The 12,925-nt window shown below is 69.0% G+C and carries 12 protein-coding genes; all 12 read right to left on the reverse strand.

The features are described from left to right. Positions 1-26: 26 nt before the first annotated feature. The 12 genes from AC5Y31_RS15870 to AC5Y31_RS15925 all read right to left on the reverse strand — a co-directional run bounded on the left by AC5Y31_RS15870 (position 27) and on the right by AC5Y31_RS15925 (position 12,761). Positions 27-533 (reverse strand): LpqN/LpqT family lipoprotein, encoded by a 507-nt coding sequence (locus tag AC5Y31_RS15870; RefSeq protein ID WP_499981473.1) that lies wholly within the window; start codon positions 531-533, stop codon positions 27-29. Between the two features lie 37 nt (positions 534-570). Further along, positions 571-894 carry a hypothetical protein gene (locus AC5Y31_RS15875; RefSeq protein WP_499981475.1) on the reverse strand — a complete coding sequence of 108 codons (324 nt, stop codon included), beginning with the start codon at positions 892-894 and terminating at the stop codon, positions 571-573. Further along, positions 873-2,300 carry a putative alpha/beta hydrolase gene (locus AC5Y31_RS15880; protein WP_499981476.1) on the reverse strand — a complete coding sequence of 476 codons (1,428 nt, stop codon included), beginning with the start codon at positions 2,298-2,300 and terminating at the stop codon, positions 873-875. The genes AC5Y31_RS15875 and AC5Y31_RS15880 overlap by 22 nt, the downstream gene beginning before the upstream one ends. Next, positions 2,297-2,611 (reverse strand): DUF2563 family protein, encoded by a 315-nt coding sequence (locus tag AC5Y31_RS15885; protein ID WP_065025818.1) that lies wholly within the window; start codon positions 2,609-2,611, stop codon positions 2,297-2,299. Before AC5Y31_RS15885 ends, AC5Y31_RS15880 begins: the two co-directional genes overlap by 4 nt. Before the next feature lie 79 nt (positions 2,612-2,690). Then, positions 2,691-3,605: an oxygenase MpaB family protein gene (locus AC5Y31_RS15890; protein WP_065025817.1), complete on the reverse strand. Its 915-nt coding sequence runs from the start codon at positions 3,603-3,605 to the stop codon at positions 2,691-2,693. Positions 3,606-3,702: 97 nt separating this feature from the next. Further along, positions 3,703-4,302 carry a DUF1707 SHOCT-like domain-containing protein gene (locus AC5Y31_RS15895; RefSeq protein WP_065025816.1) on the reverse strand — a complete coding sequence of 200 codons (600 nt, stop codon included), beginning with the start codon at positions 4,300-4,302 and terminating at the stop codon, positions 3,703-3,705. A 55-nt stretch (positions 4,303-4,357) separates the two neighbouring features. Beyond that, positions 4,358-5,155 (reverse strand): enoyl-CoA hydratase family protein, encoded by a 798-nt coding sequence (locus AC5Y31_RS15900; RefSeq protein WP_499981480.1) that lies wholly within the window; start codon positions 5,153-5,155, stop codon positions 4,358-4,360. After that, entirely contained in the window at positions 5,155-6,321 is a 1,167-nt protein-coding gene (locus AC5Y31_RS15905) for an acyl-CoA dehydrogenase family protein (protein WP_065025814.1), read from the reverse strand. The genes AC5Y31_RS15900 and AC5Y31_RS15905 overlap by 1 nt, the downstream gene beginning before the upstream one ends. After that, on the reverse strand, positions 6,318-8,300 hold the full coding sequence (locus AC5Y31_RS15910; RefSeq protein WP_499981482.1) for an acetyl/propionyl/methylcrotonyl-CoA carboxylase subunit alpha: 1,983 nt from the start codon (positions 8,298-8,300) through the stop codon (positions 6,318-6,320). Before AC5Y31_RS15910 ends, AC5Y31_RS15905 begins: the two co-directional genes overlap by 4 nt. 8 nt (positions 8,301-8,308) lie before the next feature. Then, positions 8,309-9,904: an acyl-CoA carboxylase subunit beta gene (locus AC5Y31_RS15915; RefSeq protein ID WP_499981483.1), complete on the reverse strand. Its 1,596-nt coding sequence runs from the start codon at positions 9,902-9,904 to the stop codon at positions 8,309-8,311. Beyond that, on the reverse strand, positions 9,901-11,049 hold the full coding sequence (locus tag AC5Y31_RS15920) for an acyl-CoA dehydrogenase family protein (RefSeq protein ID WP_499981485.1): 1,149 nt from the start codon (positions 11,047-11,049) through the stop codon (positions 9,901-9,903). Before AC5Y31_RS15920 ends, AC5Y31_RS15915 begins: the two co-directional genes overlap by 4 nt. Then, positions 11,046-12,761 carry an acyclic terpene utilization AtuA family protein gene (locus AC5Y31_RS15925; RefSeq protein WP_499981487.1) on the reverse strand — a complete coding sequence of 572 codons (1,716 nt, stop codon included), beginning with the start codon at positions 12,759-12,761 and terminating at the stop codon, positions 11,046-11,048. Before AC5Y31_RS15925 ends, AC5Y31_RS15920 begins: the two co-directional genes overlap by 4 nt. Positions 12,762-12,925: the final 164 nt, after the last annotated feature.

Here is a 12,925-nt window from a genome sequence, read left to right on the forward strand (position 1 = left end):
CGTGCCATTCTCGCAGGGCTGCTGCGTTACCGGTCGGGCAGGCGGACTTCCAGCGCGTCGAGGATGGCCTGCTTGGCGGAGACATAGTGCGGGTTCTCGGCGTCGGTGGTTTGGATGGTGACGGTGACCGCCCAGATCCGGTCCTTGGCGTTCTGCACCGCGACGATCAGGCCGGTCGCCGGCCGGCCCTGCAGGTTGTAGGTGATCGTTCTGCTCGCAAATCCCGACACCGTTCCGGGCACGTCGGTGTCGAGTTCACCGACGATGTTGGCGACCGCGGCGCCCTCCTTGGCCAAGGCCTGCGACGGAAGTCCGACCTGGCCGGTGAGTTCCTCGCAGGTCACCACCGCATTGGGGGTGAAGCCGTGCCGGCGCAGGTCCTGGTTGTAGAGGACGCCGCGGATCAGAGTCTCGTCGTTGCCCGGCATGAGCTCCCAGCCCGGCGGCTTCGGGAGGGTGATCGTCGGTTCGCCGGGGGTGCGGGGGGCCAATGTGATCGGTTCGGAGCCGGGCGGCTGGTCGGCGGCTTTCACGACAGGTCCTTCCGGTGCGTCACGAACGAGAACCAGTTCATCGCCCGATCGGCCAGCGCTTGCGGGCGTAGACGGCGCCGAAGCCTAGGTAGGCGAAGAATGCTCCGCCAACGACTGCGCCGACCAGATCCGATGCCTCAGGATTTTTCACCGCGCCGTAGAGCGCGGCGGCGAACAACGCGGCACACACCATCGGACCGATGACCCAAAACAGCCACTTCGACTTCGCGTCCTTGCGGGGGTCCACCGGGATTGCGATGACAAGCGCGACCACAGCGGCGATGAAGATAATGCGCTCTGCGTTGCTGATGGTGATCGTTCTCCTTTGTCTGCCGCGTCTCAGCCGAACAGGCCGTGCCAAACATTCGAAATTCCCTCACCGACATCCTTACCGAACTCGCTGCCGACGAGGCCTCCGACCACCGCTCCGGTGCCGGCACCCAGGACCGCACCAATGGCGGTTCCCGGTCCGGGGCCGAAGAAGGTGCCGACCACGGCCCCGATTTCCGCCCCGGTCTCGGCTCCCAGCCCGGCGCCCACCAAACCTCCGGTGATATCACCCGCGGTTTTGGGGACGACATCCACGAGGGCGGTACTCAGGGGGACTCCGTTGTTCACATCGTTCTGGATCTCCATGACCCCGTTCGCGCCGGTGATGACGTTCCCTACGAAGCCCAGGCGTTTGCCGAACTTTTCGACGCTCTCCATGGCCTGCGGCATCGGTACGCCGCCGCCGGGAATCGCGGGGTTCGGTGACCCGCCCGGAGCGAACGCCGGCAGGTCAGGCCGGGCCCACGGCGCGTTGGCTTGCCCACCCGCCGCCGCGAGGCCGTCACCGACGTTTCCCCATTTCCCGTTGATCTGGGTCGGTTGGCCGGGCGGTGCCGGCGGGGCGCCGGGGCGGGTCATCACCGGCGTCCCGGGTGGTAGCCATGGCGGGACGGGCTCGGTCGCGCCGGCACCGCCGTCACCGCCTTTGCCATCGGCAGGGGCGCCGGGCGCATTGCCGGCGTCGCCGACGAGCGGCGGGTTGCCGGCCGGCGCGCCGCCGTTGCCACCGGCGCCACCGTCAGCACCGGGGCGGCCGTCGGGCGTGCCGTTGGTTGGGCCGCCGGCTCCCGCTTCGCCGTCGGCCCCGCCGGCCGGTTGGCTCTCGGCGTCGTACTTGCGGATATCGGGGCTGTAGCCGTCCTTGACCCGCAAATTGGTCAGGGCCTCCTGCAGGCCCTTGGAGTAGGTGTCGCGGATGACCGTGGCGTTGTGCAGCGCGGTCGCGGTGTCGTTATAGGCCAGTTGCCGCGCCTGCGCGATGTCGGCGTCGTGGTTCTGGCCTTGACTGGCCTGATTGAGGTAGACGCCGATCTGGGCGTCGAGGACCAGCAGGTTGGCGTTGAGCGCCGTCATATTGGCCTGCGAGGCCGCGCGGGCCTGGGCCAGGTTGCCGGCGATGGTTTCCAGGTCGGCGGCGATCTGGCCGAGCTGCTGATTGGTGGCGTGCAGGCCGTCTTTGACGCGCTGCACCTCGGCGCCGTTGTTGATCGGCTGTTCGCCGTTCTCGCGGTTGTACTGCTGGAAGTGCTGCTGGGCGGTCTGGAAGGTCTGTTCGGCGGCGGTGGCCGAGCCGGCGGCCTGGTGAAACGCCTGGGCGAGGAAGTTGATCTGGGTGGGGCTACCGGCCTGCAGGCTGTCGTCGACCGCCCACGGGTCACCGCCGGCGTGGGCGACGAGGTCGGCGATCTGCAGGTGTTGCAGGCTCGGGCGGCTCACTGCCCGGTGCCGGGAGCTACGTCTCGCAGCCGCTTGGCGTTGTGGTCGTCCATGCGGGTGAAGGCCGTGGCGGCGGTGCGCACGTTCTCGGCGATGCCGGTGAGGTTCTGGTGGTGACCCTGCAGCGCATCCCGGTGGCCGTCTTTGGCGGTGGCCAGCGCGGCGTGGAAGCTGTGGGCGGCGTCGAAGTCACCGAACATGCCGGTGCTCACCCCGGCCAGCCCGAGGCGCTGCGCACCGGTATTGGCGTGGCCACCGGCGTCGTCGGAGACGTTGGCTCCGGTGCGCAACACATGCGGGTTGACGTGCATCGCCGGTCCCTTCCGTCGGCCTGGTCCGAGGTCAAAGCGTACCGGCGGACGCAGCGACGTCAATTCACCTCGACGGCTGCTACACCAGCGGACGGCCGGTGCGGATGCGCCGATCCAGATCCCACAGAATCAGGTTGAACGGGAAGCCGCGGAGGAACCCGGGCAGCAGATTGTTGACTCCGCGGATCAGGCCCATCAACCGGTCGAACCGGCGTTGCCGCTGCGCATCCCACGGCAGCTGCATCTCGTCGCGGAAGCGCTGGGGCAGGAATCCGGTGGTGATCAGCAAGGCGAGCCGTTCGTTCGCCCGCTGCAGTGGCCCCGGCAGGGTCAAGCCGCGCATCCGGCTGGCGGCGATCGGCTCGAGGTAGGCGCGGACGGTGTCGTCGATGTGCACCTTGTCCAGTTGCTCCTGCCAGTACCGGTCGAAGGCGGCCCGGTCCGCCGGCCACATGTCCTCGGGAACCTGGAGCATGGTGGCCATGGCCTTGCCCTCGTTGTGGTAGTGGCGGTCGGCGTGCTCGTCGTCCATCTCACCGAGGAAGATGCGGTGGATGTCGACGTTGCCCTTGTACAGGCAGGCGCCCACCCACAGCTGCAGATCGCGGTCGAAGGCGTTGTACTTCACCGGGCTGTCGTCGATCGAGCGAACCTGCCGGTGGACACTGTCCACCGCCGCCCGGAACGCGGCCTGCTGTTCGACGCTGCCCTGGGTGGCGACGACCAGATAGGTGAACGTGGTCCGGGCCCGCTTGATCGGGTGCAGGTCGACGCGCCCGCTATCGACGCGGCTCTCCAGCACGCCATAACCCACCTCGGGACGCGCGAGTTGCATGATCACGTTGGCCGGCCCGGCCAACAGGGCCACACCCATCATCATGTTGTCGGTGCAGGCGACCTGGGGTAGCAGCGAACGCCGACGAGGTGCGGCGTGGGTAACTGCCGAATCGCTCACCGAACGCTCCACCAAAGGAATCGGCTCGCTGATCGTCATGACTGCACCTCGCACATCGTGGGAACGGCAATTGTGAGAACGTCTGTTTCCTGATATTGCCGAGTTGCGAGCGCGGTGTCAACTTGCCGAGGGTGGCTCAGCTGCGTGGTTTGCGCTGCTTGCGCTTGATGCCCACGCCGCCCCACAGCGAGAAGCCGCGGACCCGTACCGTGGGCGCGCCGGGGGTGCCTCGGCCGTCGACCCGCTGGTCGAAGCCGCCCATCACCCCGTGGCCCCGGATGTCGACGTTGACTTCCGGCGGCAGCAAAATGGTCTGCCCGCCCATGATCGAGTAGGCGTTGATCTCGACGTCGGTCGCGGTGAAGTCGGCGTAGCGCAGATCGATCACGCCGCCGCCCCACAGCGAGAAGGTGGTCAGCCGCTTGGGCACGTTCCACCGCCCGCGCCGCTCGAACGAACCCAGGATCGCCAGCAGCAGCGTGGAGGGAGCGGGCTTGCAGTCGCCGCCGCGGTGCGGGCACACCGAGGAACCCGGAAGGTCGGCGCGCAGCCCGTCGAGCTCGTCGTAGGTCTGCGCCGCGTAGGCCTTGGCCAGCCGGTCCTCGTACTCGCTCATCGGCAGTTGGCCCTGCGCAGCGGCGTCGCCGAGCAACTGCGCCAACTGGATCCGGTCGGTGTCCGCGGCACGCGACGGCATGCCGTGGGTGTCGTGGCCTCGCCCGGCTGAGTTCCTCATCGGCTACAGAGCCTACGACGAACCGCTATGCCGTACGCAAGGTTGCCCGAAGTGGCTACAAGGACCAGCTAGGTGGACGCTTCTGCAAAAAGGCCAGCATCCCTTCCCGGGCCTCGTCGGAGACGAACATCCGTGCCGAGGCCACACTGAGCCGCTCGGCGTCGCGGTCGAACCCGGCCAGCACCTCGGCGGTGGTCAGCGCCTTGGAGGCCGCCAGCCCCTGCGGGGAACCCCGCCGCAGATCGCTCACCAGACCGGCGACGGTGGACTCGAGGTCCGCTTCGTTCTCCACGGCCAGCGTGATCAGCCCGATCGCGGCGGCTTCGGCCGCGCCGAACTTCTCCCCGGTCAGGTAGTAGCGGGCGGCGGCCCGCGGAGACAGCTTGGGCAGCAGGGTCAGCGAGATGATCGAGGGCGCCACGCCGATCCGGGCCTCGGTCAGCGCGAAGGTGCTGGCCGATCCGGCGACCGCGATATCGCACGCGCCGACCATGCCCATCCCGCCGGCCCGCACGTGGCCGTCGACCGCGGCGATCACCGGCCGCGGGCACTCGACGATCGCCCGCAGCAACGCCGCCATTTCGCGGGCCCGGTCGGCGGCCAGGTCGCCGGGACTGGCATCTGGGCCGCCGGATGCCTCGCTCAAGTCCGCGCCGGCGCAGAAGGTGTTGCCGGTGTGACCGAGCACCACCACCCGCACGTTCGGGTCCGCGGCGGCGTCGCGCAGGCCGGCATGCAGTTGGGCGACCAGCCGGCTCGACAGCGCGTTGCGGTTGTGCGGCGAATCCAGCGTCAGCCGGGCCGACCCGTCTCCGGTGTCCTCCGGCCCGGCGTAGGAGACCAGGGTGTCCATCAGTACGACCGGGGCAGGCCCAGCGACGTCTGCGCGACGAAGTTGAGGATCATCTCCCGGCTCACCGGCGCGATCCGGGCCAGCCGCGACACCGTCACCGCCGCGGCGATGCCGTACTCCTTGGTCAGGCCGTTGCCGCCCAGGGACTGCACCGCCTGGTCGACCGCCCGCGTCGAGGCCTCCCCGGCGGCGTACTTGGCCATGTTGGCCGCCTCGGCGGCGCCGAAGTCATCACCGGCGTCATAGAGCGTCGCCGCCTTCTGCATCATCAGCTTGGCCAACTGGATCTCGATGTGGTTCTGCGCCAACGGGTGCGACAGGCCCTGGTGCGACCCGATCGGGGTCTTCCAGACCTGCCGGGTGCTGACGTAGTCGACGGCCTTGCCGATCGCGAACCGGCCCATCCCGACCGCGCTGGCCGCGCCCATGATGCGCTCGGGGTTGAGCCCGGCGAACAGCTGCGCGATCGCGGCGTCCTCAGAACCCACCAGCGCGTCGGCCGGCAGCCGCACATCGTCGAGGAAAACCTGGAACTGACGCTCCGGGCTGATCAGCTCCATCTCGATCGGCGTGTAGCTCAGGCCGGCGGCGTCGGTGGGTACCACGAACAGGGCCGGGCGCAGGTTGCCAGTCTTGGCGTCCTCGGTGCGGCCGACCACCAGCACCGCCTGGGCCTGGTCGACGCCGGAGATGAACGTCTTCTGCCCCTTGAGGATCCAGTCCGAGCCGTCCCGGCGCGCGGTGGTGGTGATCTTGTGCGAGTTCGATCCGGCGTCGGGTTCGGTGATGGCGAACGCCATGGTCAACGAGCCGTCGGCGATGCCGGGGATCCACCGCTTCTTCTGCTCGTCGGTGCCGAACTTGGAGATGATGGTGCCGTTGATGGCCGGCGACACCACCATCATCAACAGGCCGCAGCCGTTGGCCGACATCTCTTCCATGACCAGCGACAGCTCGTACATCCCGGCGCCGCCGCCGCCGTATTCCTCGGGCAGGTTCACCCCGATGAAGCCGAGTTTGCCTGCCTCGTTCCACAATTCGTCGGTGTGCTCACCGGCGCGAGCCTTCTCCAGGTAGTAGTCCTGGCCGTAGTTCTTGGCCATCGCCCCGACCGCCTCGCGCAGGGCACGACGCTCATCGCTCTCGATGAAGCTGGTGTCGCTCATTGGGAATCTCCTTCTGCTGATGTTTCGAGACTTTCCACGCGGGCCAGCACGGCGCCGACCTCGACCTGGTCTCCGGGTTTGACGTTGAGGTGGGTGAGTACCCCGTCGGCCGGTGCGCTGATGGTGTGCTCCATCTTCATGGCTTCCAGCCAGATCAGCGGTTGTCCGGCGGTCACCGGATCGCCGAGGGCGGCACCCAACCGGATCACGTTGCCGGGCATCGGCGCCAGCAGCGACCCCTGTTCGACCGCGGATTCGGGATTGGGGAATCGCGGCAACGCCACCAGGTGCACCGGACCGGCCGGGGAGTCGACATAGATGTCGGCGCCGTAACGGGCGACGGTGAACGTGCGCGCGACGCCGGCCGAATCGGCCAACACCACCTCGTCCGGCGTGGACGAGACCAGGCTGACCTCGTCGTTGATGGTCAATCCGGTTCGGGTGAAACGATATTCGATCCGATGCTCGGTGCCGTCGTCGTCGGTGTAGGTCTTGGTCTGGTATCCCGAGGCCAGATTGCGCCACCCGCCGGGAATGGAGCCGAACGCCACGGCGGTGGCCCGGTTGTGCGCGGCGTCGGCCAGCGCGGCCGCGATTGCCGACGCCCGCACGGCCGCGGCGCCGGCCAGCGGCGCGGACAGCTCGGCCAGTCCGTGGGTCTCGAAGAACGCCGTGTCGGTCGCACCGTCGAGGAAAGCCGGGTGGCGCAGCACGTTGACCAGCAGGTCGCGGTTGGTGCGCAGGCCGTGCAGCCGGGCGCGCGCCAGTGCGCCCGCCAGCACCGCCGCCGCCTGACGCCGGGTGGGCGCGTAGCTGATCACCTTCGCCAGCATCGGGTCGTAGTGAATGGACACCATGGACCCGTCCTCGATGCCGGAGTCCAGCCGCACGCCGGTGTGCCGGCACAGGCCGTGGAACCGCGCGGTCACCCCCGGGATGTCGATGGCGTGCACCAGCCCGGCCTGCGGCTGCCACCCCCGGGCCGGGTCCTCGGCGTACAACCGCGCCTCGATGGAGTGGCCCTGCGCCGCAGGCGGTTCCGGCTCGAGTCGGGCGCCGTCGGCCACCGCCAACTGCAGCTCGACCAGATCGCAGCCAGTGGTCTCCTCGGTGACGGGATGTTCGACCTGCAGTCGGGTGTTCATCTCCAGGAAGTAGAACGCGCCGTCCTCGTCGGCCAGGAACTCCACGGTGCCCGCGCCGGTGTAGCCGATCGCGTTCGCCGCCAGCCGGGCCGCCTCGAAAAGCTTGTCCCGCATCCCGGAGATGCGCTCCACCAGCGGGGAGGGGGCCTCTTCGATGACCTTCTGGTGGCGGCGCTGGATCGAGCATTCCCGCTCGCCGACCGCCCACACCGTTCCGTGCGCATCGGCCATCACCTGAACCTCGATATGGCGCCCGGCCGGCAGGTAGCGCTCGCAGAACACCGTCGGGTCGCCGAATGCCGAGGCGGCCTCGCGCTGGGCGGCCGCGACCTCATCGGCCAGCGCCGACAACTCGCTGACCACCCGCATACCGCGGCCGCCGCCGCCGGCCGACGCCTTGACCAGCACCGGTAGTTGCGCGGCGGTGACGGTGTCCGGGTCGAGTTCTTCGAGCACCGGGACCCCGGCGGCGGCCATCAGCTTCTTGGCCTCGATCTTGGAACCCATGGAGGTCACCGCGCCCACCGGCGGCCCGATCCAGGTCAGTCCGGCGGCCTGCACCGCGGCGGCGAATTCGGCGTTCTCGGAGAGGAATCCGTAGCCCGGGTGCACGGCGTCGGCACCGGCGGCCTGCGCCGCGGCGATGATCGCCTCCGCCGACAGGTAGCTGGTGGTCTCCGGCAGGCGCACCTTCTCGTCGGCCTCGGCGACGTGCGGCATGCCCGCGTCGGGATCGGTGTAGACCGCGACCGTGCCCAGGCCCAGCCGGCGGCAGGTGGTGAAGACTCGGCGGGCGATCTCGCCGCGGTTGGCCACCAGAACTTTGCTGATCATGGGAGTCCTCACATCCGGAAGACGCCGAAGTTCGACGTCCCCTCGACCGGGCCATTGGCGATGGCGGACAAGCACATTCCCAGTACGGTGCGGGTGTCGCGCGGGTCGATCACCCCGTCGTCGTAGAGCCGGCCGGACAAGAACATCGGCAGTGACTCCGCCTCGATCTGGGCTTCGATGGCGGCCCGCAGCGCGGCGTCGGCCGCCTCGTCCACCTGCTGGCCGCGGGCTTCGGCGGCGGCGCGGCTGACGATCGAGATGACCCCGGCCAGCTGCGCCCCGCCCATCACCGCCGCTTTGGCCGATGGCCAGGCGAACAGGAACCGCGGATCGTAGGCCCGCCCGCACATGCCGTAGTGCCCGGCGCCGTAGGAGGCGCCGATCAGCAGCGAGATGTGCGGCACCGTCGAGTTCGACACGGCGTTGATCATCATCGAGCCGTGCTTGATCATGCCGCCCTCTTCGTAGGCCTTGCCGACCATGTACCCGGTGGTGTTGTGCAGGAACAACAATGGGGTATTGGACCGGTTGGCCAGCTGAATGAACTGGGTGGCCTTCTGGGATTCCTCACTGAACAACACGCCGCGCGCGTTGGCCAGGATGCCCACCGGGTAGCCGTGCAGCCGGGCCCAGCCGGTGATCAGCGACGAGCCGTACATCGCCTTGAACTCGTCGAACTCCGAGCCGTCGACGATCCGGGCGATCACCTCCCGCGGGTCGAACGGGATCCGCAGGTCGGCCGGCACGATGCCGATCAGCTCCTCGGTGTCGTACTTCGGCTCGACGACCGCGAGGGGTTTGGGCCCCTGCTTGACCCAGTTCAGCCGGGCCACGATCCGGCGGCCGATCCGCAGCGCGTCCAGTTCGTCGTTCGCGAAGTAGTCACCCAGACCCGAAGTGCGGGAGTGCATCTCGGCGCCGCCGAGGGATTCGTCGTCGGACTCCTCGCCGGTGGCCATTTTCACCAGCGGCGGGCCGGCGAGGAACACCTTCGAGCGCTCCTTGATCATCACCACGTGGTCGGACATGCCGGGCACATACGCCCCGCCCGCGGTGGAGTTGCCGAACACCAGCGCGATGGTAGGGATGCCGGCGGCCGAGAGTCGGGTCAGGTCGCGGAACATCTGACCGCCGGGAATGAAGACTTCCTTCTGGGTGGGCAGGTCAGCTCCGCCGGACTCCACCAGGGAGATCACCGGGAGACGGTTCTCGAACGCAATCTGATTGGCCCGCAAAATTTTTCGCAGTGTCCACGGGTTAGACGTGCCGCCCTTGACCGTCGGGTCGTTGGCAACGATCATGCACTCCACGCCTTCGACCGCGCCGATCCCGGTGACCAGGCTGGCCCCGACCTGGAAGTCGCTGCCCCACGCGGCCAGCGGACACAGCTCCAGGAACGGGGAGTCCGCGTCGATCAGCGCCTCGATGCGCTCGCGCGCGGTGAGCTTGCCGCGGGCGTGGTGGCGCTCGACGTATTTGGCGCCGCCCCCGGCCAAGGCCTTGGCCAGTTCGGTGTCGAGTTCGGCGAGCTTGTCGGTCAGCGCCGCTGCCGCCTCGGTGTAGGAGGGCGACGAAGGGTCCAGGGTCGACTTCAAGGCGGTCATGACTGGTATCCAAGGCTCTTGGCGGCCAGCGAGGTCAGGATTTCGGTGGTTCCACCGCCGATCCCGATGATCCGCATGTCGCGGTACTGGCGCTCCACCTCCGATTCGGCCATGTAGCCCATCCCGCCGAACAGCTGCACCGCCTGGTTGGCCACCCACTCGCCGGCCTCCACCGCGGTGTTCTTGGCGAAGCACACCTCGGCGATAAGGTTGAACTCCCCGGCCAGCTGCCGCTCGACGACGTGGCGGGTGTAGACCCGGGCCACATCGATGCGGCGGGCCATCTCCGCGAGGGTGTTCTGCACGGCCTGCCGGGAGATCAGCGGCCGACCGAAGGTCTCCCGGTCCCGGCACCACGCCAGGGTCAGATCCAGGCAGCGCTGCGCGCTGGCGTAGGCCTGCGCGGCCAAACCGACGCGCTCGGAGACGAACGCCGCGGCGATCTGGGCGAAGCCGGTGTTCTCGGCGCCGACCAGGTTCGCCACCGGCACCCGCGCATCGACGTAGGACAGTTCGGCGGTGTCCGAGGACCGCCAGCCCATCTTGTCCAGCTTGCGGGTCACCTCAAAACCAGGCGTGCCCTTCTCGACCACCAGCAGTGACACCCCGGCCGCCCCCGGCCCGCCGGTGCGCACCGCGGTGACCACGTAGTCGGCGCGCACCGCGGAGGTGATGAAGGTCTTGGAGCCGTTGACCACATAGTGGTCGCCGTCCAGGCGCGCGGTGGTGCGCAGGTGGCCGACGTCCGAGCCGCCGCCCGGTTCGGTGATGGCCAGCGATCCGATCTTCTCCCCGGCCAGGGTGGGAGTGACGAACTCCTCGATCAGCCTTGTGTCGCCCGAGGCGATCATGTGCGGCACGGCGATACCGCAGGTGAACAGCGAGGCGAACACCCCGCCGGGGGCCCCGGCCTGGTGCATTTCCTCGCAGATGACCACCGCGTCGGCACCGTCGCCGCCACCGCCGCCGACTTCCTCGGGGAAGCCGGCGCCCAGCAGGCCGGCCTCGGCGGCTTTGCGGTGCAGCTCGCGGGGCAGCTCGCCGGTGCGTTCCCACTCATCGACGTTCGGTGCGATCTCGCGTTCGACGAAAGCGCGCACGGTCTTGCGCAGCGCGTCACGCTCGGGGGAGGTCCAGATGCTCACGGTGTCCCTTCTGACAGCAACGGTTCGGGAATGTCGACATGGCGGCTGCGCAGCCATTCGCCCAACCCCTTGGCCTGCGGATCGAATCGGGCTTGGTAGGCCACGCCTTGCCCGAGGATGTCTTCGACGACGAAGTTCACCGCCCGCAGCTTGGGCAGCACATGCCGGGTGACCGGCAGCTCGGCGGTCTCGGGCAGCAACTCCCGCAGCTTCTCCACGGTCAGCGTGTGGACCAGCCAGCGCCACTGCTCATCGGTGCGCACCCAGACCCCGACGTTGGCCGAGCCGCCCTTGTCGCCGCTGCGGGCGCCGGCGATCAACCCCAACGGCGCACGCCGGGTCGGGCCCGCCGGCAACGGCTCGGGCAGGGCGGGGTCCTCGGCCGGCTCGAGGGTGCGGGTCTCGGCCGCGGCCGGGATGTCCACCCGGGTGCCGTCGGGGTGCACCGCGACGTGCGGCACCGCCGTGGCGTCGACGTAGCCCGGGGTGAACACCCCGTAGACCTGGCCGTCGCCGGGCGGGGCGGTCACGCAGAAGCCGGGGTAGCTGGCCAGGGCGAGCTCGATGCCGGCCGCGGAGAATCTGCGGCCCACGTTGGCCGGGTCGGGGTCACGCACCACGCAGTGCAGCAGGGCGCTGGCGGCTTCCTCGGTGTCGGCGTCGGGGTGGTCGGTGCGGGCCAGCGTCCACTGCAGCTCGGCCGGCCGGACGGTCATCGCCGCTTCGAGCTGGGTGCGCAGCAGCTCGGCCTTGGCCTCGATGTCCAGGCCGGTCAGCACGAACGTGGTGGAGTTGCGGAACCCGCCGATGCTGTTCAGCGACACCTTGCAGGTCGGTGGCGGCGCTTCGCCGGTCACGCCCGAGATCCGCACCCGGTCGGGGCCGTCGGAAGACAGTTCGATGCTATCCATCCGGGCGGTGACGTCGGGGTTGGCATAACGGGCCCCGGTGACCTCGTAGAGCAGCTGCGCGGTGACGGTGTCGACGCTGACCAGCCCGCCGGTGCCGGGATGTTTGGTGATCACCGACGATCCGTCGGCGTGGATCTCGGCGAGCGGGAAGCCGGGATGCAAGAGGTGCTCGGTGGGAATCTCGGTGAAGAAGGCGTAGTTGCCGCCGCTGGCCTGGATGCCGCACTCGATCACGTGACCGGCGACCACCGCCCCGGCGAGCTGGTCGTAGTCGGTGCGATCCCAGCCGAAGTGGGCGGCCGCAGGGCCGACGATCACCGAGGCGTCGGTGACCCGGCCGGTGATCACGACGTCGGCGCCACCGCTCAGGCACTCGACGATGCCCCAGCCACCCAGGTAGGCGTTGGCGGTCAGAGGCGTCCCCAATCCGAGCTCGGCGGCGCGGGGGAGCAGGTCGTCGCCTTCGACGTGGGCCACCGTGGCCGGGATGCCGAGGCGGTCGGCCAGTTCGCGCACCGCGTCGGCCAGGCCGGCCGGATTGAGCCCGCCGGCGTTGGCCACGATACGAACACCCTTGTCACGAGCCAGGCCGAGGCATTGTTCGAGCTGGGTCAGAAAGGTCTTGGCGTAGCCGCGCTCCGGGTGCTTCATCCGGTCGCGGCCCAGGATCAGCATGGTCAGCTCGGCCAGGTAGTCGCCGGTGAGATAGTCCAGGTCACCGCCGGTGAGCATCTCGTGCATTGCGGCGTGACGGTCGCCGTAGAAGCCTGAGCAGTTGCCGATCCGAACCGCTGCTGTCATCCCCACATCCCATCCTCAACCAACCGGTAGGTTAGCCGGTACCGCCGGTGTCGCGTCAAGATGGGCGGCCGGCGCCCTCAATCGTCGGAAAAGTCATTTTGGAGCCGACGCTGATCACCCGCTATCCTTTCGGGAGTCCGCCGCTGGCGTCTAGCGGCAACATG

It is taken from the genome of Mycobacterium sp. NGS18, from assembly GCF_059813185.1.